The 19,587-nt window shown below is 74.0% G+C and carries 23 protein-coding genes; 8 read left to right on the plus strand and 15 right to left on the minus strand.

What is annotated here, in order from left to right; genetic code table 11:
• Window positions 1-53 precede the first annotated feature (53 nt).
• A complete protein-coding gene (gene glpX, locus QOZ86_RS13085) occupies window positions 54-1,109 on the minus strand; it encodes a class II fructose-bisphosphatase (RefSeq protein ID WP_284492410.1) in 1,056 nt (351 codons plus the stop codon).
• A gap of 131 nt (window positions 1,110-1,240) precedes the next feature.
• Between glpX and QOZ86_RS13090 the strand changes: the two genes are divergently transcribed.
• Window positions 1,241-1,870: a DUF4245 domain-containing protein gene (locus QOZ86_RS13090; RefSeq protein WP_284492411.1), complete on the plus strand. Its 630-nt coding sequence runs from the start codon at window positions 1,241-1,243 to the stop codon at window positions 1,868-1,870.
• A 191-nt stretch (window positions 1,871-2,061) separates the two neighbouring features.
• A complete protein-coding gene (locus tag QOZ86_RS13095; RefSeq protein ID WP_284492412.1) occupies window positions 2,062-2,268 on the plus strand; it encodes a hypothetical protein in 207 nt (68 codons plus the stop codon).
• A 31-nt stretch (window positions 2,269-2,299) separates the two neighbouring features.
• On the opposite strand, the gene QOZ86_RS13100 is transcribed toward QOZ86_RS13095, so the two are convergent.
• The 3 genes from QOZ86_RS13100 to QOZ86_RS13110 all read right to left on the minus strand — a co-directional run bounded on the left by QOZ86_RS13100 (window position 2,300) and on the right by QOZ86_RS13110 (window position 5,184).
• Window positions 2,300-2,515, minus strand: a complete 216-nt coding sequence (locus QOZ86_RS13100) for an exodeoxyribonuclease VII small subunit (protein ID WP_284492413.1) — start codon at window positions 2,513-2,515, stop codon at window positions 2,300-2,302.
• Complete coding sequence (gene xseA, locus QOZ86_RS13105) at window positions 2,512-3,768, minus strand: exodeoxyribonuclease VII large subunit (RefSeq protein ID WP_284492414.1); 1,257 nt, start codon at window positions 3,766-3,768, stop codon at window positions 2,512-2,514. Before xseA ends, QOZ86_RS13100 begins: the two co-directional genes overlap by 4 nt.
• Before the next feature lie 168 nt (window positions 3,769-3,936).
• Window positions 3,937-5,184 carry a hypothetical protein gene (locus QOZ86_RS13110; protein WP_284492415.1) on the minus strand — a complete coding sequence of 416 codons (1,248 nt, stop codon included), beginning with the start codon at window positions 5,182-5,184 and terminating at the stop codon, window positions 3,937-3,939.
• A gap of 164 nt (window positions 5,185-5,348) precedes the next feature.
• Between QOZ86_RS13110 and QOZ86_RS13115 the strand changes: the two genes are divergently transcribed.
• Complete coding sequence (locus tag QOZ86_RS13115) at window positions 5,349-6,320, plus strand: 4-hydroxy-3-methylbut-2-enyl diphosphate reductase (RefSeq protein WP_284492416.1); 972 nt, start codon at window positions 5,349-5,351, stop codon at window positions 6,318-6,320.
• Window positions 6,321-6,401: 81 nt separating this feature from the next.
• On the opposite strand, the gene QOZ86_RS13120 is transcribed toward QOZ86_RS13115, so the two are convergent.
• The 6 genes from QOZ86_RS13120 to QOZ86_RS13145 form a co-directional block, all read right to left on the minus strand.
• Window positions 6,402-6,842, minus strand: a complete 441-nt coding sequence (locus QOZ86_RS13120) for a DUF6542 domain-containing protein (protein WP_284492417.1) — start codon at window positions 6,840-6,842, stop codon at window positions 6,402-6,404.
• A gap of 396 nt (window positions 6,843-7,238) precedes the next feature.
• A complete protein-coding gene (locus QOZ86_RS13125; protein WP_284492418.1) occupies window positions 7,239-8,345 on the minus strand; it encodes a DNA recombination protein RmuC in 1,107 nt (368 codons plus the stop codon).
• 103 nt (window positions 8,346-8,448) lie between these two features.
• On the minus strand, window positions 8,449-9,000 hold the full coding sequence (locus QOZ86_RS13130) for a methylated-DNA--[protein]-cysteine S-methyltransferase (protein WP_284492419.1): 552 nt from the start codon (window positions 8,998-9,000) through the stop codon (window positions 8,449-8,451).
• Complete coding sequence (locus tag QOZ86_RS13135; RefSeq protein ID WP_284492420.1) at window positions 9,000-10,505, minus strand: AlkA N-terminal domain-containing protein; 1,506 nt, start codon at window positions 10,503-10,505, stop codon at window positions 9,000-9,002. The genes QOZ86_RS13130 and QOZ86_RS13135 overlap by 1 nt, the downstream gene beginning before the upstream one ends.
• Window positions 10,502-10,864 carry a cupin domain-containing protein gene (locus QOZ86_RS13140; RefSeq protein WP_284492421.1) on the minus strand — a complete coding sequence of 121 codons (363 nt, stop codon included), beginning with the start codon at window positions 10,862-10,864 and terminating at the stop codon, window positions 10,502-10,504. Before QOZ86_RS13140 ends, QOZ86_RS13135 begins: the two co-directional genes overlap by 4 nt.
• Before the next feature lie 34 nt (window positions 10,865-10,898).
• Complete coding sequence (locus QOZ86_RS13145; protein ID WP_284492422.1) at window positions 10,899-11,522, minus strand: GDSL-type esterase/lipase family protein; 624 nt, start codon at window positions 11,520-11,522, stop codon at window positions 10,899-10,901.
• Between the two features lie 24 nt (window positions 11,523-11,546).
• On the opposite strand from QOZ86_RS13145, the gene ychF reads away from it, so the two are divergent.
• Window positions 11,547-12,620, plus strand: coding sequence for a redox-regulated ATPase YchF (ychF, locus tag QOZ86_RS13150; RefSeq protein ID WP_284492423.1), 1,074 nt, complete (start codon window positions 11,547-11,549; stop codon window positions 12,618-12,620).
• Between the two features lie 52 nt (window positions 12,621-12,672).
• Here the strand turns inward: ychF and QOZ86_RS13155 are convergent, their stop codons facing one another.
• From QOZ86_RS13155 to QOZ86_RS13170, 4 genes are all read right to left on the minus strand, one after another.
• Window positions 12,673-12,903: a hypothetical protein gene (locus tag QOZ86_RS13155; RefSeq protein WP_284492424.1), complete on the minus strand. Its 231-nt coding sequence runs from the start codon at window positions 12,901-12,903 to the stop codon at window positions 12,673-12,675.
• A gap of 201 nt (window positions 12,904-13,104) precedes the next feature.
• Complete coding sequence (locus tag QOZ86_RS13160) at window positions 13,105-14,289, minus strand: NAD(P)/FAD-dependent oxidoreductase (protein ID WP_284492425.1); 1,185 nt, start codon at window positions 14,287-14,289, stop codon at window positions 13,105-13,107.
• Window positions 14,290-14,840: 551 nt separating this feature from the next.
• Window positions 14,841-15,077, minus strand: a complete 237-nt coding sequence (locus QOZ86_RS13165) for a hypothetical protein (protein WP_284492426.1) — start codon at window positions 15,075-15,077, stop codon at window positions 14,841-14,843.
• A gap of 73 nt (window positions 15,078-15,150) precedes the next feature.
• The gene (locus QOZ86_RS13170; protein WP_284492427.1) at window positions 15,151-15,690 is read right to left on the minus strand and encodes a dihydrofolate reductase family protein; all 540 of its coding nucleotides are present in this window, start codon (window positions 15,688-15,690) and stop codon (window positions 15,151-15,153) included.
• Between the two features lie 150 nt (window positions 15,691-15,840).
• Here QOZ86_RS13170 and QOZ86_RS13175 point away from each other — a divergent pair, with 150 nt between their 5' ends.
• Window positions 15,841-16,293: a nuclear transport factor 2 family protein gene (locus QOZ86_RS13175; RefSeq protein WP_284492428.1), complete on the plus strand. Its 453-nt coding sequence runs from the start codon at window positions 15,841-15,843 to the stop codon at window positions 16,291-16,293.
• A gap of 13 nt (window positions 16,294-16,306) precedes the next feature.
• On the opposite strand, the gene QOZ86_RS13180 is transcribed toward QOZ86_RS13175, so the two are convergent.
• Complete coding sequence (locus QOZ86_RS13180; protein ID WP_284492429.1) at window positions 16,307-16,462, minus strand: polysaccharide deacetylase family protein; 156 nt, start codon at window positions 16,460-16,462, stop codon at window positions 16,307-16,309.
• A 424-nt stretch (window positions 16,463-16,886) separates the two neighbouring features.
• Between QOZ86_RS13180 and QOZ86_RS13185 the strand changes: the two genes are divergently transcribed.
• The 3 genes from QOZ86_RS13185 (at window position 16,887) to QOZ86_RS13195 (ending at window position 19,581) form a co-directional block, all read left to right on the plus strand.
• Entirely contained in the window at window positions 16,887-17,507 is a 621-nt protein-coding gene (locus QOZ86_RS13185) for an LURP-one-related family protein (RefSeq protein ID WP_284492430.1), read from the plus strand.
• A 132-nt stretch (window positions 17,508-17,639) separates the two neighbouring features.
• Window positions 17,640-18,629, plus strand: a complete 990-nt coding sequence (locus QOZ86_RS13190) for an LLM class flavin-dependent oxidoreductase (RefSeq protein ID WP_284492431.1) — start codon at window positions 17,640-17,642, stop codon at window positions 18,627-18,629.
• Between the two features lie 46 nt (window positions 18,630-18,675).
• Complete coding sequence (locus QOZ86_RS13195; protein WP_284492432.1) at window positions 18,676-19,581, plus strand: DUF1028 domain-containing protein; 906 nt, start codon at window positions 18,676-18,678, stop codon at window positions 19,579-19,581.
• Window positions 19,582-19,587: the final 6 nt, after the last annotated feature.

Genomic DNA, 19,587 nt, shown 5'->3' on the forward strand with positions numbered 1-19,587 from the left:
CGCCTGCGCGGGAGCCCCCGGGTCCCGCTCGGCGTGACCTCCGGCCACGTGCGCTACTCCTCCCGGTCGAAGGGCACCGCGGAGTAGGCGCGCAGCTTTTCCAGCGCGTGCAGGCTGTCGATCGACCGGATCGTGCCCGAGCGGGAGCGCATGACCAACGACTGGGTGGTGCAGCCGCCGGCGCTGTAGCGGACGCCGCGCAGCAACTCGCCGTCGGTGATGCCGGTGGCGACGAAGAAGACGTCGCCGCGCACCAGGTCGTCGATGTGCAGCACCCGGTCGAGGTCGTGCCCGGCGTCGAGGGCCTTCTGGCGCTCCTCGTCGTCCTTGGGCCACAACTTGCCCTGGAGCGCGCCGCCCATGCACTTGAGCGCGCAGGCCGCGATGATCCCCTCCGGGGTGCCGCCGATGCCCAGCAGCAGGTCGACGCCGGTGCCCTCGCGGGCGGCGGCGATCGCGCCTGCGACGTCGCCGTCGGTGATGAACTTGATGCGGGCGCCGGCCTCGCGGACGTCGTGCACCAGCTGCTCGTGGCGGGGCCGGTCGAGGATGCAGACGGTGACGTCGCCGACCGAGCTGCGCTTGGCCTTCGCGATCCGCCTGATGTTCTCGGCGACCGGGGCGGTGATGTCGACGACGTCGGCCGCGGCCGGGCCGGTGGCCAGCTTCTCCATGTAGAAGACCGCCGACGGGTCGTACATGGCGCCCCGTTCCGCGACGGCCATCACGGCGATCGCGTTCGGCATGCCCTTGGCCATGAGCGTGGTGCCGTCGATCGGGTCCACCGCGACGTCGCACTCGGGCCCCTGGCCGTCGCCGACCTGCTCGCCGTTGTAGAGCATCGGGGCTTCGTCCTTCTCGCCCTCGCCGATGACGACGACGCCCTTCATGCGCACCGTGCCGATGAGGGCCCGCATGGCGTCGACCGCCGCGCCGTCACCGCCGTTCTTGTCTCCCCGACCGACCCAGCGCCCGGCAGCCATCGCGGCGGCCTCGGTGACCCGCACCAGCTCGAGGGCCAGGTTGCGGTCGGGAGCGGGCCGGTCGGCACTGAAGCTGCGGCCGGAGCCGGACGTGTGGACGGGGCCATCGGGCAGGGGCAGCGACACAGGACCTCCTGGTTGGGCCACCGGGTGGTGGCGACGCCTGGCCCCGGCCGCTCCCGGCGCGTCTGCGCCGGTGTGAGGCCGCACGGACGCTGGGCGGCGGTGTGGGAGCGCTCTCCTGCGATCCTAGGGGCATGACCGGAATCGGCCCGACGAGCCAGCGTCCCGACGCCCCCGACGGTGCGGCCGCGCCCGAGGAGCAGCTGCCGCCCCCGCCGGCGTCCCCGGTGGAGCGGGCCAACCGGATGAGCGCGGGGAACATGGTGCGCTCCCTGCTGCCGCTGGTGGTGATCTGCCTGCTGGTCGTCGGCTGGCAGGCCTTCCTCCGCAATCCGGAGGACCCGGTGCTCGAGATCGACCCGGCCAACACGCTCCGGCTGGCCGACCTGCGGGCCGATTACCCGCTCCTGGTGCCCGACCTCGATGCGGAGTACCGGCCGACGAGCGCGCGCACCGATGCCGGGAACGCCGCGGAGGGGGAGCCGGTGACGGTGCAGATCGGTTACGTGACCCCGTCCGGGGCCTATGCGGGCTTCGTGGTCAGCGACGACGACGACGCCGAGGCCGTGCGCGCGGTGCTCGACGGCGCAGCCGCGGACGGGGACGTCGAGATCGAGGGCGAGGAGTGGGCTCGCTCGACCACCCAGCGCGGGGAGACGGCGCTCTCCCGGGTCGACGGCGGCATCACCCTGGTGGTGACCGGTTCGGCCGAGGACGACGAGCTGACCGCGGTGGCGGCGGCGGTGGAGCCCTACACCGGGTAGCCGGTAGTGGCGCAGGTCACGACCTGATGACCTTCGGGAGAGTCGGACGGCCGTGGGCCGCTGACGGCGGGACGCTGTGGGTTCACCGGCCACGGTTTCCCGTTCCCGAGGAGTTGCAGATGCCGCCACGCGAGGATTGCCCCCGTGGTGATCACCGGGCCCCGGCCACCGGTGGGTCGTGTCCCTGCGGCATGGTCACCCGGATCCCGGCGGCGCAGCCAACACGCGCCACCCAGCTGCGTGACGTGCTGGCGCGCTGCCTGGACGACGGATCGGCCCGGCACGCCGTCGATGCCGCGTCCCCGATGCTGCAGCGCCGGGTCGACCGGGTGCTCGCCGCCTTCGCCGACGCCGGCCTCGTGGTCGCCTCAGGCAGGGAGCTGCGTCCCCCCGCCTGAGCTCCCGGGTCAGCCCGCCCGAGCCCCCGGGTCAGCTTTCCGCGGCGTCGTCGGGTGCGGCCGCGGCCAGCCGTTCGCGGGCCCGGTCCAGCCAGTGCTGGCACAGCCGCGCCAGCTCCTCCCCCCGCTCCCACAGGCGCAGCGACTCCTCCAGCGTGAGGCCACCGGCCTCCAGCTGCCGCACCACGTCGGCGAGCTCCTCGCGGGCCTGCTCGTAGGTGGTGGTCGGCTCGTCGGTCGTGCTCATGGGGAGTCCTCCTCGTGGGGGCCGGGAGCGGTGTCCGGGGCGCCGGCGCGGTCCACCCGGACGGCCAGCCGGCCGCCGGCGACCCGGATGCGCAGACGTTCTCCGTCGGCCACCCCGGCCGGGTCGCGCACCAGTGAGCCGTCGTGCCGCTGGACGACGGCGTAGCCCCGCTCCAGCGTCGCCGCCGGCGACAGTGCCGCCACCCGTGCCCGGGCGTGCTCGAGGTCGCGCTCGGCGCCCTCGATGCGGTGGACGAGCATCCGGCGGGCGCGGGTGCGCAGCCCGAGGACGTCGTCGGCCCGGCCGTGCAGCAGCCGTTCGGGGGAGGCCAGCGACGGGCGGGTGCGGACCGACTCCAGCCAGCGTTCCTGCTGGTCCACGCGGGCGGTGACCAGGTGCCGGGCCCGGGCGCGCAGACCGGCCACCAGCTCTCGCTGCTCGCCGATCTCCGGCACGATCCGGTGCGCGGCGTCGGTCGGGGTCGCGGCCCGGACGTCGGCGACGTGGTCGACCAGCGTGGTGTCGGTCTCGTGGCCGACCGCGGTGACCACCGGGGTGCGGCAGGAGGCGATCGCGCGGACCAGGCCCTCGTCGGAGAAGGGCAGCAGGTCCTCGACCGACCCCCCGCCGCGGGCGACGACGATGACCTCGACCGCCGGGTCGGCGTCCAGGCGGCGCAGGCCCTCGATGACGTTGGTGGCTGCCTGCGGGCCCTGGACGGCGCAGTTGTGCATGTCGAAGCGGACCGCCGGCCAGCGGCGGCGGGCGGTGACCAGCACGTCCCGCTCGGCGGCGCTGTCCCGGCCGGTGATCAGCCCGACGACGGCGGGGGCGAACGGGAGCGGCCGCTTGCGCACGGTGTCGAACAGGCCCTCGGCGGCCAGCAGCCGGCGGATCCGCTCGATGCGGGCGAGCAGCTCGCCCAGGCCGACGGCGCGGATCTCCGTGGCTCGCAGCGAGAAGGAACCGCGAGCGACGTAGTAGTCCGGCCGCGCGCGGACGATCACCCGCGCGCCCTCGGTCAGCTCCAGGCCCGGCCGCTCGGCGACGTCGCGGTGGCAGGTGACGGGCACCGACAGGTCGGCCGCGGGGTCGCGCAGCGTGAGGAAGACGGTGGCCGCGCCGCCCCGTCGGGACAGCTGGGCCACCTGGCCCTCCACCCACACCTCACCCAGCCGGCCGATCCAGTCGGCGACCTTGCGGGCCACCGTGCGCACCGGCCAGGGGGCTTCCGGGGTGGACGGGGCGGTCACGTCCCGAGGGTGCCAGACGGCACCGACCCCCCGGGCTCCCCATCCCGTCCCCAGGCTCGCCGCGACGCCGGCGACGCGGGGCAGGTGGCCCCGTCCAGAGGCTCACTGCGAGCCTGCGAGCCTGCGAGCCTGCGAGCCTGCGAGCGGTGAGGGGGACGGGGTCCTCTTTCAGGTGCCGCGCGGTGCCAGCGGGCTGGACTCGACCGCCTGCTCCTCGAGCTTCTCCAACCGGTTGCGCAGCATCCGCAGGTAGGGCTCCCGCGCCCTGGTGGCCTCCTCGTAGGCGAGCAGGTCCGCAACGGTGTGCAACTGGTAGCCGCGCAGCCGCCCGCGGAGCTGGGCGATGGAGAAGCTGTCGTAGCCCTCGACGGGTGCGGTGCCGGCCGCCTGTGCGCCGGACACCTCGCTGCCGCCCTGCGGGTCGTCGGTCGGCGCGTCGGTCGTCTCCCCGACGGCGTCCACCGACGCGCCCTCGGCGATGGCCGCGTCGGTCTCGTCGGTGTCGCTCGCACCCACGTCGGTGCGCACCCCGGTGGCCGCGGCGACGGGGGTCCCGCCCTCGTCGACCGCCACGTCGGGGCCGGCGCCCTGCTGGACGGCGGCGTCCTGCTCGGCGGCCGGGTTGGTCATCGCCCCGGTCTCGTCGGTGCCCGCGTCGTCCTGCGGTGCCTCGACCGCGGCGATGCCCTCGTCGGTGACCGCGGCGTCGACGGTCTCGACCTCGCCGTCCGGCGTCAGGACGTCGACGGTCGTGGCACCGTCGGCCGCGACGTCGTCGGCCGAGAGTGCGGGCCCGGTCTCGAGGAGCGCCTGCTCCAGGGCGTCGGCGTCCTCGGTGGCCACGGCGTCGTCGACACCCGGGCCCAGCGGGTCGGTGTCGGGCACCTCGGGGACCGCCTCGTCGATGGCCAGCTCGTCGAGCACCTCGTCGGTGCCCGGCGCGTCGGCCGTCGGCAGGTCGGTGAGGGACTGCTGGGCCTCGTCCGCGCCGTCGGCGAGCTCCTCCACGCCGTCGGCGAGGTCGTCCACCAGCTCCCGGCTGAGGTCGTCGACCGCGGCGACGACGGCGTCGGCGGCCGGGTCGTCGGGGAGGTCGGCCACCTCGTCGTCGGTGATCGTGCCGGAGGGGGCGCGGTCGAACGCGGATTCGCGGTAGCCGGTGGCGGGCGCGGCCTCGTCGTCGTCGAAGGTGGCCAGGCCCGGCTCGGCGTCGCCGCGGAGGCCCACGAGCAGTTCGTCGCCGCGGGCGACGAAGCCGGCGTAGGTCTGCTGCACCTTCATCGCGTGCTGCATCGCCATGCCGATGACGCGCACCGGCAGGCCGGGCAGGGTCTCGGGCAGCTTCCGGGCCTCGTCCAGCACGGTGGCCGCCAGACCGGCGGCGGCGCGGACGACCTCGGGGATCTCACGGGACATGGGCACAGCGTGCCCCAGAACCCCGCACCCGACACACCCACCAGCGAGGATGCGCCCTCCGGAGGGATGGGACCGGTCACATCGGTGCCCCGTGGCCCCTGCAGGGCCCCGTCGCGAGCTCGCGAGCGGCGGGGGGCGGGGGGTCCTTCAACTACCATGGGGCCATGGCTGATCAGCGCGGACGGGTCCTGCTGGCCGATCCCCGGGGGTACTGCGCCGGCGTCGACCGGGCGGTGGTGGCCGTGGAACGCGCCCTGGACATCCACGGCGCGCCTGTCTACGTCCGCAAGCAGATCGTCCACAACAAGCACGTCGTGGCCACCCTCGAGCGGCGCGGCGCGATCTTCGTCGACGAGACCGACGAGGTACCCGAGGGGTCGGTCGTCGTCTTCAGCGCGCACGGGGTGTCGCCGGCGGTGCACCAGGAGGCGGCCGCGCGGCAGCTGCGCACGATCGACGCCACCTGCCCGCTGGTCACCAAGGTGCACCAGGAGGCGAAGCGGTTCGCCCGTGACGACTTCGACATCCTGCTGATCGGTCACCGCGGGCACGAAGAGGTGGAGGGCACCGCGGGCGAGGCCCCGGCCCACATCCAGCTGGTCGACGGCGCCGACGACGTGGCGAACGTGCAGGTCCGCGACCCGGAGAAGGTCGTGTGGCTGTCGCAGACCACGCTGTCGGTCGACGAGACGCTGGCGACGGTCGACCAGTTGAAGAACCGCTTCCCCGGCCTGCAGTCGCCGCCGAGCGACGACATCTGCTACGCCACCCAGAACCGGCAGCAGGCCGTGAAGCAGATGGCCGCCGAGTGCGACCTGGTGCTCGTGGTCGGCTCCACGAACTCGTCCAACTCCGTCCGGCTGGTCGAGGTGGCCCTGGAGGCGGGCGCGCGTGCCTCCTACCTGGTCGACTACGCCGCCGAGGTCGACCCGGCCTGGCTGGCCGGTGTCTCGACGGTGGGCGTGACCAGCGGTGCGTCGGTGCCCGAGATCCTGGTCAGCGAGGTGCTCGACTGGCTGGCCGAGCGCGGCTACGCCGACGTCGAGACGGTGAAGGCCGCGGAGGAGCGGCTGGTGTTCGCACTGCCGCACGAGCTCCGGGCCAAGCGCCGCGACGCCGATCCTGCGGCCGACTGACCTACCCGCCCGTTCCACGAGAAGGCCCCGGTCCCGCGTCTGCGGGGCCGGGGCCTTCGTCGTGCTGGGGAGGAGCGACGCCTAGCGTCGGGCGGCCAGCCGCACGATGGCGAGCACCACGGCGATGGCGGTGGCGACGGCCATGGTCGGGAAGCCGCGCACCAGGAGCGTGGCCATGGTGGGGAGGTTGAACGTCGCCGACGGCGCCAGGCTGATGTTCGCCATGGCGACGAGCACGAAGACCAGCGGGGGCGCCACGAGGACGGTGAGCAGGTCGCGCCGCCGGACGAGCCAGGTGGCGGTCGCGGTGCCGGCGGCCAGGGTGACGAGCGTGATGGTGCCCAGGCCCATGCCGACGAACGAGTCGACGGCGCAGCCGGCCAGCGTCAGCAGGAAGACGCCGAGGACGGCGACCGTGCCGGGCAGCCGGCTCTCGCGCACGCGGGGGGCCACGGTGCGTTCGCGGCCGCGCGCCTCCGTCGAGCCGGCGCCGGCGCGACGGTCGGGCCGGCGGGGCGGCACGGGGTGTGGCTGGTCGAACCGGTCGTGGGTGTACCCGCGCTCGGCGGCATGCAGCCGTTCACCGGCTCGGCCCGGGGCCGGCGCTCCCGGCCGCCCGGGACGCCGTGATCGCTCGGCGCCGGCGGTGGGGCGCGGTGCGCGCGCGGGATAGGGCCGCTCGGGGCGCCCTCCGCTGTGCCACGCGCCCGCCGTGCTCGCCGTGGCCATGGCGCACCCCCGTCCGGTTCCGCAGGGCGACCCGGCTGGCCGACCTTCCCGGCAACGGTAACGACCCGAGCGGCCCGGAGGCGGGAGGACGACGCCGCGTCGCAGCCTTCCTGTGGTGGTTCAGCAACACAGCGTGATGCCTGTGACACGGGGGGCACACGGGTTCCCGACGGGGCCGGCGGGCAGCCGTCAGCCGGAAGTGCCGTCGCGCTCTCGCCCGGTGACCACGTCCAGCCGACCGGTGGTGTCGGGGCCGGGGAGGTCGGTGAGCTCCGTCGGGCGGAGGGTGCGCACCGTCGCCTCGACGGGGGCCGGTTCGGGCACCGCCGACTCGGCGATGCCCAGGTCGTCGAACCGCCGGGCGGCGGCGAGCACCGAGCGCTCGTAGGAGCCGATCGTCTCGTTGTAGCGGGTGAGGGTCGTCGAGAGCGCCGAGCCCAGCCGGGTCAGGTGCCCGGAGAGGGTGCTCAGCCGGGCGTGCAGCCGCCGGCCCACCTCCAGCACCTGGTCGGCGTCGCGTGCCAGGCGCTCCTGCCGCCACGAGTAGGCCACCGTGCGCAGCAGGGCCAGCAGGGTGCTGGGGGTGGCCAGCACGACGTCGCGGGCGAAGCCGTGCTCCAGCAGGCCGGGCTCGGCCTCCAGCGCCGTGGTGAGGAAGCCGTCGGACGGGACGAACAGGACGGTGAACGGCGCCGCAGGCCGGAAGGCGGTCGGGTAGCGGCGGGCGGCGAGCGCGTCGATGTGGGTGCGCAGCTGGCGGGCGTGCGCCGCGACCCGCTCCGCACGCACCGCGCGGTCGTCGGCCTGGACCGCCTCGATGTAGCCGGTGAACGGCACCTTCGCGTCGACGATCACCTGGCGGCCGTCGGCCAGGGTGACCACCAAGTCGGGGCGGACGCCGGCGCCCTCGTCGTTGGTGCCCGACGGCTGCTCGACGAAGTCGCAGTGCTCGATCAGGCCGGCCACCTCGACGACCCGGCGCAGCTGCACCTCGCCCCAGCGGCCGCGGACGTGCGGCGTGCGCAGCGCGGTGACCAGGGCCGCCGTCTCGTGCTTGAGCTGCGCCGACGCCTGGCCGACCGTGCCCATCTGCTCCCGCAGCTCGCCGTGGGCGGTGGCGCGGGCGCGCTCCATGCCGGCGAGCAGCCGGTGCAGGTGGTCCAGCGACTCGTGCACCGGTTCGAGGCCGGCCTCCTCGGGCCGGCGGCGCGCCAGCAGGGTGACCACGCCGAGGGTGACGGCCGTGGCCAGCAGCGCACCGAGGAGGAGCCCGAGGAGCAGGGAAGCGGCGTCCATGACCCGGAGGGTGCCCGAGGGGTCCGACGATTTCCCGGAAGCTCTGCCGCTGAGTACATCTGCACTCAGAGGCAGAGCGTTCGCGGTGTGGTGGTCCGGCCTCTCAGGCGGCGACTCCGGCGTGCTCCGCTTCGTGGTCGAGCAGCCAGCGCTTCACCGGGGTTCCCCAGCGGAAGCCGCCCAGCCCGCCGTCGGAACCGAGCACGCGGTGGCACGGCACGAACAGGGCCGCGGCGTTGCGGGCGCAGGCGTTCGCCGCTGCGCGCACCGCGGCCGGCCGGCCGCAGCGGGCGGCGAAGGCGGCGTAGGTGTCGGGTCGCCCGGCGGGGACCGTGCGCAGCACCTGCCAGGCCTCCTGGAGGAACGGCCCGGACCGCTGGCGGACGACGACCTCGTCGATGGCCGTGACGTCGCCGGCGACGAACGCCTCCACCGCCGAGAGCACGGGCAGCCGCGGGTCCTCGTCGGCGCCGCCGGGCCGCAGCGCGCGGTGGATCACCGGCCACAGCTCGTCGAGCTCCGCGGTCCACCCGCTGGCGAGGACGACGTCGCGACCATCGGGGTCTGGGCCGACGACCACGGTGAACGGACCCGGCGGGGTGGGAACGGTGGCGTAGCGGACGCGCGGGGCGGTGCGGTCGAGCAGGACGGTCATCAGGCGCTCCTGGGGAGGTCGGGTGCACGGGTGAGGGGTGTGGCCGGGCGGGTGAAGAGGGACGGGATGGCGAGCGCCCACAGGTGGAGGACGGCGTAGGACCGCCACGGTCGCCAGCGGGTGGCGGCGTCGGTGTCGCTGCTGCTCAGCGCTGCGAGCGACTTGCTCAGGGCGAGGTCGCCGGGGAGCCAGACGTCGGGGTCGGCCAGGCCGCGCAGCCCGACGAGGGCCGCGGTCCACGGGCCGATGCCGGGGACCGCGCGCAGTGCCCGCTCCGCGTCGGCGCGCTCCGCGCCCGGCCCGAGGGCGACGCTGCCACCGGCGAGCGCGGTGGCCAGCGCGTGCACCGTCCGGCGGCGCGCGCCGGTGAGGCCCACCGCCGTCAGATCGGCGTCCGCCAGCGCGTCCGGGCGGGGGAAGGCGTGCGTGAGGGTGCCGACCGGCTCGGGCAGGGGCGTGCCGGCCGCCGTCAGCAGCCGGGCGGTGAGGGTGCGGGCGCCGGCGACGGACACCTGCTGACCCAGGACGGCGCGCACCGCGAGCTCGTCGGCGTCGGGGGAGGCGGGCACCCGCCGTCCGGGGGCGGCGGCGACCAGCGGGGCGAGCGCCGGGTCGGCGCCCAGCACGTCGTCGACGGCGGTGGGGTCGGCATCCAGGTCGAGCATCCGGCGGCAGCGGCTGACCGCGGCCGCCAGGTCGCGGAGTTCGCCGAGCCGCAGGCGCACGGTCACCCCCGCGCCGCCGTCGGGAGCCGGGGAGAGCCGGACGACCGCGGGCCCGTGCGGCAGGTCGAGCACGCGGGAGAACGTCGTCCCGTCCCACTCCTCGAGGCCGGGCACCGCATGCGCGCCGAGGAAGAGCAGCACCTCCTCGGCGGCGTAGGGCGCCCTGGCGGCCAGCCGCAGCGTCAGCCAGCCGGGCGGTCCGCCGTGCGCGCCGCGGCGGCCGCGGCGCAACTCGGACGGCGTGGTGGCGAAGACCTCCTGGACGGTGTCGTTGAACTGCCGGACGCTGGTGAAGCCCGCGGCGAAAGCGACGTCGGCCATCGGCAGGTCGGTGGTCTCGACCAGCAGCCGGGCGGTCTGCGCCCGCTGGGCGCGGGCCAGTGCCAGCGGGCCGACGCCCAGCTCCGCGACGACCAGCCGGTGCAGCTGCCGCTCGGAGTAGCCGAGGTGGGCGGCCAGGCCCGGCACACCGGAGCGCTCGACCTCGCCGTCGCCGATCAGCCGCATGGCCCGGGCGACGACGTCGGCGCGCACGTCCCACTCCGGTGACCCGGGTGCGGCGTCCGGCCGGCACCGCCGGCAGGCGCGGAAGCCGGCGCCCTGGGCGGCGGCCGCGGTGGAGAAGAAGGAGACGTTGCGGGCCAGCGGCGTGCGGGCCGGGCAGGACGGGCGGCAGTAGATGCCCGTGGTGTGCACGGCGGTGAAGAACCAGCCGTCGAAGCGCGCGTCCCGGCCGGCGACGGCGCGGTAGCAGCGCTCCTGGTCGAGGGCCTCGTTCACGTCCCCGAGCATGCCAGTGCCCGGGGCTCCCTTCTGGCGGTTTTCGGACGCCGCCGTGGTCCGGGGTGCCCGACCGGCGGAGCCCGGCCGTCCGGCGAGTACGGCTGGTGCGGGGTGCCCTTCGGGACGACGTAGAGCTGCCCCGGGCCGAGGGTGAGGTCGCCGTCGTCCATCCGGATGGTCAGCGAGCCGGACAGCACGAGGAAGACCTCGTCGGTCTCCGGGTGGCTGTGGCGGGTGAACTCGCCCCGGGTGTGCACCACCCGGAGGTCGTAGTCGTCGAGGACGGCGACGGTGCGGGGTGACCACGGCTGGTCGATGGTGGCGAGGACGGCGGGGAGGTCGACGGGGGAGGGCATGGCGCCATGCTCGTTGGCCGCGCCGCAAACACGTCTAGGAACTCCGGCCCCCGTCCGCCACGGTGCCCAGCCACTCCGTGAAGACGGGACGGATCACGCGGCTCAGCCGCTCGTAGCCGCGCGCGGACGGGTGGGCTCCGTCGCGGGCGGCGACCTCGCGGAGCCACTCGTCGTCCTGCAGGCCGGCGGCGATCTCGACGTAGGGCACATGCAGTGCGGTGCACTCGCTGCCCATGGCCTCGGAGAGGTCGAGGATGAGCCGGTTCTGCTGGTCGTCGTGGACGAGGGTGGGCCCGACGGCCAGCAGCGGCCAGCCCTGCTCGCCGGCCTGGTCGGCGACGAGCCGCACCGCGCGCAGGGTCCCGGACTGCGGCACCCGTCGCTGCCCGCCGTCGACGGTGGTGTCGTTGACCCCGACGGCGAGGACCACGCCCCGGCCGTCGCCCTGGCGCAGCCGTGGTCGGGCCTCGGCCAGCCAGCGAGCCTGCACGTCCTGCGAGGTCTCCCGCCGCACACCGAGGTTGTAGCCGGTGAGGTCGGTGCCGGCGCGGCGCGCGGAGGCCACCACCCGTCCGACCCAGCCCATCGCGGCGTCGTCTCCGACCCCGGCGGTCAGCGAGTCACCGAAGAAGCAGACGCGGAGGTCGGGGGAGGGCACGGACGCAAACTAGGCTGGACTCCCGTGAGCCTCACCATCGGGATCGTCGGCCTGCCCAACGTCGGCAAGTCGACCCTCTTCAACGCCCTGACCAAGAACGACGTCCTCGCGGCGAACTACCCGTTCGCGACGATCGAGCCGAACGTCGGCGTGGTGGGCGTGCCCGACCCGCGGCTGGCGAAGCTGGCCGAGATCTTCGGCAGCCAGAAGATCATCCCGGCGACCGTGTCCTTCGTCGACATCGCCGGCATCGTCCGCGGCGCCAGCGAGGGGCAGGGGCTGGGCAACAAGTTCCTGGCCAACATTCGCGAGAGCGACGCGATCTGCCAGGTGATCCGGGTGTTCACCGACCCCGACGTCGTGCACGTCGACGGCAAGGTCAGCCCGGCCGACGACATCGAGACGATCAACACCGAGCTCCTCCTGGCCGACCTGCAGACGCTGGAGAAGGCGATCCCGCGGCTGGAGAAGGAGATGCGCAAGGACAAGGAGCGCGCCCAGCTGCACAAGGCCGCCGTCGAGGCGCAGCAGGTGCTGGACGAGGGCAGGACCCTGTTCGCCGCCGGCCTCGAGCCCGCGCCCCTGCGCGAGCTCGGGCTCATGACCACCAAGCCGTTCCTCTACGTCTTCAACGTCGACGCCGACGAGCTGGCCAACAGCGCGATGCTCGACGAGCTGCGCGAGCTGGTCGCGCCCGCCGAGGCGATCTTCCTCGACGCGCAGACCGAGTCGGAGCTGATCGAGCTGCCCGAGGAGGAGGCCGCCGAGCTGCTGGCCTCCATCGGTCAGGACGAGCCCGGACTGGATCAGCTGGCGTCGGTGGGCTTCCGCACCCTCGGGCTGCAGAGCTACCTGACCGCCGGGCCGAAGGAGGCCCGCGCCTGGACCATCCCGGTCGGCGCCACGGCACCGCAGGCCGCCGGTGTCATCCACACCGACTTCCAGCGGGGCTTCATCAAGGCCGAGATCGTCTCCTTCGACCAGCTGCTCGAGGCCGGCTCCATGGCCGAGGCGAAGGCCAAGGGCTGGGTCCGCATGGAGGGCAAGGAGTACGTGATGGCGGACGGCGACGTCGTGGAGTTCCGCTTCAACGTCTAGACCACGCCCTTCCGCGGGGTCAGCGGCTCCCAGGGCCGCGGACCCCGCATCCTCAACCGCCCTGCCGCAGCTCGACCGCCTCCCCGCTCGACCCGTCGATCAGCATCCGGTCGCCGATCGGGGCCTCCAGGGGCAGCTCTACGACGTCGAGGCACTCGGCGGCCGGCCCGAGCGGACGAGTGGTCGCCTCCACCGTGACCCGGACCTCACGATCGGTCTCGTCGAGCTCGGTGACGGCGGGATCACCGTCGGGCGTCGAGCGGCTCGCTCGGCAGCGCCACACTCGTGCCCGTCCCCACGGGTGTCAATGAGTTCGGGCGTCGAGGGTCCAGGGGTCCGCCGGCTACCGCGCCGGTCTCGCCGACGACCTGCTCGCCGGCCATCTGGTCGAGGCGTTCGGCGTCGACGTCGACCGGAGCCGGGACGCGGCCGGCCACACCGTCGGAACCTGACGGAAGCCTTCTGTGGCAACTCCCCGAGCGGGTCAGACCTTGCCGCGCAGGAGCCGGCGCCAGTAGATCTGCGGGAGGACGTAGCGGTCGACGAACCAGGTCGCGCGGCGGGGCTTGACCGGGTCGAGGAACGGTACCGACGGTTGGGGGCGGCCGTCGCGATCGACCTCCGCGAGCATCAGCGACCGGCGGCTCACGGTGATCGGCATGACCGTGTACCCGTCGTACCGCTGCAGCTGCTGCCCGCTCCGCGCGGCGGCGATGTTCTTGGCGAGCACGTCCACCTGGCGCCGCAGCGCTCCACCCGACGGGACCGTCTCGACGGCTGCGGCGTCGCCCAGCGCCCAGATCGATCCGTGGCGGCGCGAGCGCAGGGTGAACGGGTCGATGTCCACGAGGCCGGGTGTCTCGTCCACAGCCAGGCCGCTGTCCGCGATCCATCCCGGCGCCCGGTAGTTCGGCGCGGCGTGCGCGAAGGCGACGTCCTCGAGCACTCCCCGGCCGGTGGGCGACGTGAGCGTGAGCGTGCGCAGATCGGGGTCCACCCGCTCGATCCGGGTCTCGCGCAGCACCTCGATGCCGTAGTCGGCGTAGCCGCGCTCGAGGACCTCCTCGGGCTCGGACAGTCCCGTCACCGACGGCCGGGGCAGGACCAGGCGGACGTCGAGGTCCTGCAGGACGCCGGCGCGCCGCCAGTGGTCGCACGCCATGAACAGCGGCTTCAGCGCGGTCGGCCCGCAGGACGCCGGCTCCGGCGGCACGGTGAAGACCACGGAGCCCCTCCGCAGCGAGCGCAGGCTCGGCCACACCAGCGGCGTGCTGCCCGGGACGTAGGTGGTGGCGGCCCAGCCCTCGGTGTACGCCGACCGCAGGCCGGGCGTGGCCTCCCAGTCCTCCACGAGGCCGGGACACAGCACGAGGGTCGAGCAGTGCAGCGTGCAGCCTCCGCGGGTGCGCACGGTCATGGCATCCGGATCGACCGCTTCCACGAAGTCCCGGAGCCACGTGCACCCGTCGGGGATGACGTCGGCCATCGGACGGTCCAGGTCCGCCATCGTCGCCTCGCCGCCGCCGACGTAGTTGAGCAACGGTTTGTACCGGTGCACCGGCTGCGGGGCCACGACGGTGACGTCCTTCTCGCCGTCGCGGAGCAGCCGTGCTGCCAGCGAGATCCCGGCGTTGCCGCCACCGACGATCAGTACTCCGTGACGTTCCACGTCAGCTCCCGGGTAAGGCCGCGAACCCGTGTCATCGCCGCGGCTCGGCCATCGCGTCGAGCCTGCCCGGTCCCGGTGGATCGCACACGACGAACGTGCAGTTGGTTCCAGGGCTGATGAAGCGGACCGCCGGCTGTCCAGCCCGGAACGGCCAGGTCGATCTCGAGGGAGCGCCGGACGACGGCGGTCCACGTCTCCCGGGTCCTTGCGCTCAGCTCGAAGGTCGCGATCCCGGTCTGGGTGACCACCAGTGACGCCGTCCCTTGGCCTTCGGCTCCCTCGTGACGACGATCGACGACCCGTCCCGGGCGCTGGTCCGCCAGGTGATCCGCCGGTCGGTGCCGCTCACCCGGGGTTCGCCGTCGACGATCGACTGCACGGTCTCGTCCTGGACGCCGATACCGGCCACGAACCGCAGCCACTCGTCCCACGTCCGGTGGGTGGCCCGCTCGATCGGCCCGATGCGGGAATTGCCTGCCCTGCCGGCTCCTCTGCCGCACCGCGGCGTCCGCGTCGTGCGGAGCCCGCGGTACCGCAGCGAAGGATCCCGCTCAGCCGGCGATGCGCGCACACTCCTCGCAACGCGACAGGACACCGTCCGACGCCCAGTCGGAGGTGGCGGTGGCGGTGACCAGGACGCCGCACACCGACGAGTCCAGCCCGTCCACCACCGGCCTCGCAACCGCGTGGACGACGCCGACCAGCGGATCCGCACCGCGGTCCTCCGGTCGGAGATCGCGTCCGATCCACCCGACGCCGGTACCGGTCACGAAGAGGCTTGCGGTCATGCGGACAGAGTGACCGTCGCACACGACGACTGCGTGACGGCTCTACGAAGAATTGGCGAGCGGTCGACGGCCGTCAGCCCGTCCGGGCCGGCCGGTACACCAGGTGCAGCACGCCCGTCGGGAGCGCCTCCGAGGAGACCAGCTCCAGGGGTGCACGGCCCAGCTCGTCGGTCCAGCGGCGCTCTCCGGAGACGACGATCGGGTCGACCAGCAGCACCAGCTCGTCCAGCAGACCGGCCTCGAGCAGCGAGCGGACGGTGGCCAGGCTGCCGGACATCCCGATGGTGCCCTCGGTGCGCTCCTTGAGGGCGCGCACCTCGTCCAGGTCGTGCAGCACGGTGGTGCCCGACCAGTCCGAGCTCTCCAGCGTCGTCGACAGCACGTACTTCGGGATGGGGTTGATGAAGTCGGCGAACTCGTCGGTGTCGTTGCCGGGCCAGTACTGCGACCACTGGTCGTGCAGCACGCGGCCCATCAGGTAGGCCTCGCACCGGTCGGTGTGCCGGTCCACCGCCTTGCCCATCGCCTCGTCGAAGTACGGGAAGTGCCACTGGTCGGGCCGCTCGGCCGAGCCGTCGACGGTGGTGAACAGCGAGGCGGCGATGTGTCCCACGGGATTCTCCTTCGGTGCAGCGGTTCGTCGGGAAGTAGACCGGGCCGCGGCCCGTAACTCATCGCACCGGCGCGCTCGCCGCTCCCGCGTACTCCGGGCAGGGTAGGGGCGGGCGGTCGAGAAGCGGCCGCCCGCATCGAGGAGGTCTGCGTGTCCCGTCCCCCCTTCCCGCCGTTCACGCTCGAGACCGCCCGCCAGAAGGTGCAGGCCGCCGAGGACGGGTGGAACACCCGCGACCCGGAGAAGGTGTCGCTGGCCTACACCGAGGACACCGTGTGGCGGAACCGGGAGGAGTTCCTGCGAGGCCGGGAGGAGGTGGTCGCCTTCCTGACCCGCAAGTGGGAGCGCGAGCGCGACTACGCCCTGCGCAAGGAGCTGTGGGCCTTCACCGGCGACCGGATCGCCGTCCGCTTCCAGTACGAGTGGCAGGACGCCGGCGGCGGCACCTGGCGCTCCTACGGCAACGAGCAGTGGGAGTTCGCCCCCGACGGACTCATGCGCCGGCGCGAGGCGAGCATCAACGACGTGCCCATCGCACCGGAGGAGCGCTGGATCCTCGGCCCGCGCGAGGACGGCGACCGGACGCCGCTGCCGCTGCGCTGACGCGCCGGCCGCGCTATCCGAGGTGGTCCGACAGCCGGACGAAGCGGAACCCGGCTGCCGCCATGCGGGGCAGCGCGGCCGCCACGCCCTGTGCGGTGCCGCTGGCCGGCGGGTTCAGATGCCCGATGACGATCGATCCGGGCGATGCCGACTGCAGCGCGGCGGCCACCTGCTGCGCTCCGGACGTCGCACCGGCATCACCGTTGACGTCAAGTTGACCACCGTCTCACCGAGGTCCCGCGCGATCCGGACGGCGACCTCGTCGTAGTGCGCCGTGCCCCAGGAAGAGCGTGGCCGGCGTCCGGGTCGTCCGCAGCACCTCGACGAGGGCAGCCTCGTAGCCGCTGCCGCGCGCGCCGCCACACGCGTCGAAGGTCAGGGCGACGACCCGGTCCCGCGTCGACAGCCGAGCGTCCGGCGCGCGCCCCCGTGCCATCGCCGAACCGAGGACCCGGTCGGGCCGCTGCACGGAATATGCCTCCGGATCCCGCGTGCGCGACGCCGGCCGGCCCGGCGGGAACCCGCATCGTGCCGCCGCGACGGCCGGTGCGTCACGATGGGCACTCCTACCTCGACCGCAACGGAGCACCGACGTGACCGTCCCCTTCGAGAACCAGCCGCCGGCGCCCATGGTCGTGCCCCGATTCTTCGTCGCCCAGCGGGTCACCTTCATGGTCAACCGCTACGAGATCCGGGTGGCCGACTCCGACGGCAACGAGGGCCCCCTCATGGCCCTGGCCGAGCAGAAGCGCATGAAGCTGCGCGAGGAGGTCGTCTTCTTCGCCGACGAGTCCAAGAGCCGGCGGGTGTTCTCGTTCAGGGCCCGGCAGCGGCTGGACGTCGGGGCCGAGCACGACGTCTTCGACGAGTACGGCCGGCCCATCGGCTACTTCCGCAAGCAGTTCGGGGCCAGCCTGCTGCGCTCCACCTGGAACCTCTCGGCCCCGGGCGTGGAGGCCGTCGGGCAGGAGCGGAACCAGCTCATCGCCGTGCTGCGCCGGGTCTGGAACTTCATCCCGTTCCTCAACAACATTCCCGTGCCGTTCGTCTTCCACTTCGACTTCACCGACACCCGGAGCGGTGCGCCGGTCCTGAGCAGCCAGAAGCGGGTCGCCCTCCGCGACCGCTACACCGTCACCGTGCCCGACCCGCGGCTGGACTTCCGCGTCGCGGCGTCCATGGCGGTGGCCCTGGACGCGCTGCAGAGCCGCTGACCGCAGCCTGACGACGGAGTGCGCGCACGCCCGGTTCCAGGCCTGGAACGGGGCGTGCGCGCACGCACTGGCGGGAAGGAGCCGGCCACGTCGGGCGTTGCGCAGGACAACCGATCCGAGAGGCCCGCGCGCATGAGCATTCCCTTGTCCGTCCTCGACCTGGCACCGATCCCGCGCGGGGAGACCGCGAGCAGCGCCATCGCCGCCAGCGTGGCCCTCGCCCGGCGCGCGGAGGAGCACGGCTACGAGCGGGTCTGGTACGCCGAGCACCACAACATGCCGCGGATCGCGTCGTCGGCCACCAGCGTGCTCATCTCCCACGTGGGCGCGCAGACCAGCAGCATCCGGCTGGGCGCCGGTGGCGTCATGCTGCCCAACCACTCGCCGCTCACCATCGCCGAGCAGTTCGGCACCCTCGACGCGATGTACCCGGGTCGCATCGACCTGGGGCTCGGCCGCGCCCCGGGCAGCGACCAGAACACCATGTACGCGCTGCGCCGCGACCCGCGCTCGGCCGACACGTTCCCGCAGGACGTGCTGGAGCTGCAGGCCTACCTCGCGGGGGAGTCCCGCGTGCCCGGGGTCGACGCCATCCCCGGCAGGGGTTCCCACGTGCCGCTCTACATCCTCGGCTCCTCGATGTTCGGCGCCACGCTGGCCGCCGCCCTGGGCCTGCCCTACGCCTTCGCCTCGCACTTCGCGCCGGCCATGCTCGAGCCCGCCGTCGCCGCCTACCGCCGGGAGTTCGAGCCCTCGGCCCAGCTCGCCCGCCCCCACGTCATCGCCGGCGTGAACGTCGTCGCCGCCGACAGCACCGCGGCCGCCCAGGAGCAGCTCGCCGCCGTCCGGCGCAACCTGGCCATCGGACTGTTCGGCCGGGGCCAGGCGCTCACCGACGAGCAGGCCGACCAGCTGCTCGCCCAGGGCGCCGGGCAGCACGTGAGCACGATGCTCACCCACACCGCCGTCGGTACCCCGGCGCAGGTGCGGGAGCACCTCGAGGGCTTCGTGCAGGTCGCCGACGCCGACGAGCTGATCGTCGCCCACCAGTCGGGGTCCCTGGAGGGCCGGCTGCGGTCGGTGCAGCTGCTGGCCGAGGCGATGGAGCCGGTCACGGTATGACCGCCCCGTGTTTCGGCACCCCGGGAGCCGCGGGTAGCTCGCGGCGGTGACCTACTCGATCGTGGCCCGCGACCCGGAAACCGGGGAGATGGGCGTCGCCACCCAGTCCCAGGCATTCGCGGTCGGCAACAGCGTCCCCTTCGCGCTACCCGGTCACGGGGTGATCGCCACCCAGTCGATGGCCGAGCCGATGTACGGCTCGGTCGGCCTGGACCTGCTGCAGGGTGGGTTCACCGCGCAGGAGGTGCTGACCGCGCTCAGCAGCGTCGACCCGCAGCCCGAGCGCCGGCAGGTCGCCGTGCTGGGGGTGGCCGGTGACTTCGCGGCCTACACCGGCACGAGCTGCGTCGACGACGCCGGCCACCTGGAGGGGGACAACTGCGTCGCCCTGGCCAACATGGCCAGCTCGCCGGCGGTGTGGGAGGCGATGGTCGAGCGGTTCGAGGGGTCGGCCGGCCCCCTGGCGCAGCGGCTGCTCAGCGCACTGGTGGCGGGGGAGGAGGCGGGCGGCGACTTCCGGGGACGGCGGTCGGCCGCGATCATGGTCGTCCGTGCCACCACGACCGGCCGGCCCTGGCACGACATGGTGGTCGACCTGCGCGTGGACGACTCGCCGGATCCGCTCGGCGTGCTGGCGGACCTCACGGTCACCCGCGCCCGCTACCAGGACGTCGTCCGCGCGTTCCAGATGGCCATCGACGGCGACCCGGTGACCGCCGACCGCGAGCTGGAGCTGCTGCGCCCCATGGACCCCGTCACCGAGCCGGACCAGCTGATGTGGCGGGCCGTCGTCGCGGCGCTGGCCGGCCGGGAGGACGCCGCCCGCGAGATGCTGGTCGAGCTGGCCGCCTCGGCACCGCAGTTCCTGGAGGCGGCCACCCGCTTCGGCAAGGCCGGGCTGATGCCGGCCGACGTCGTGGAGCGGATCATGCCGCCCGTGCCCGCCCGGTGACCCGCG

Source organism: Blastococcus capsensis, from assembly GCF_030165005.1.
In the GTDB taxonomy this organism is placed as follows: Bacteria; Actinomycetota; Actinomycetes; order Mycobacteriales; family Geodermatophilaceae; genus Blastococcus; species Blastococcus capsensis.

What these genes read in the sequence shown, in the direction of transcription:
- QOZ86_RS13130 (WP_284492419.1), bottom strand. Translation starts at nt 9,000, where the DNA reads ATGACCGTCCTGCTCGACCGCACCGCCCCGCGCGTCCGCTACGCCACC.
- QOZ86_RS13110 (WP_284492415.1), bottom strand. Translation starts at nt 5,184, where the DNA reads ATGTCCCGTGAGATCCCCGAGGTCGTCCGCGCCGCCGCCGGTCTGGCG.
- QOZ86_RS13140 (WP_284492421.1), bottom strand. Translation starts at nt 10,864, where the DNA reads ATGCCCTCCCCCGTCGACCTCCCCGCCGTCCTCGCCACCATCGACCAG.
- QOZ86_RS13125 (WP_284492418.1), bottom strand. Translation starts at nt 8,345, where the DNA reads ATGGACGCCGCTTCCCTGCTCCTCGGGCTCCTCCTCGGTGCGCTGCTG.
- QOZ86_RS13165 (WP_284492426.1), bottom strand. Translation starts at nt 15,077, where the DNA reads ATGACCGCAAGCCTCTTCGTGACCGGTACCGGCGTCGGGTGGATCGGA.
- QOZ86_RS13190 (WP_284492431.1), top strand. Translation starts at nt 17,640, where the DNA reads ATGAGCATTCCCTTGTCCGTCCTCGACCTGGCACCGATCCCGCGCGGG.
- QOZ86_RS13100 (WP_284492413.1), bottom strand. Translation starts at nt 2,515, where the DNA reads ATGAGCACGACCGACGAGCCGACCACCACCTACGAGCAGGCCCGCGAG.
- QOZ86_RS13090 (WP_284492411.1), top strand. Translation starts at nt 1,241, where the DNA reads ATGACCGGAATCGGCCCGACGAGCCAGCGTCCCGACGCCCCCGACGGT.
- QOZ86_RS13095 (WP_284492412.1), top strand. Translation starts at nt 2,062, where the DNA reads ATGGTCACCCGGATCCCGGCGGCGCAGCCAACACGCGCCACCCAGCTG.
- QOZ86_RS13115 (WP_284492416.1), top strand. Translation starts at nt 5,349, where the DNA reads ATGGCTGATCAGCGCGGACGGGTCCTGCTGGCCGATCCCCGGGGGTAC.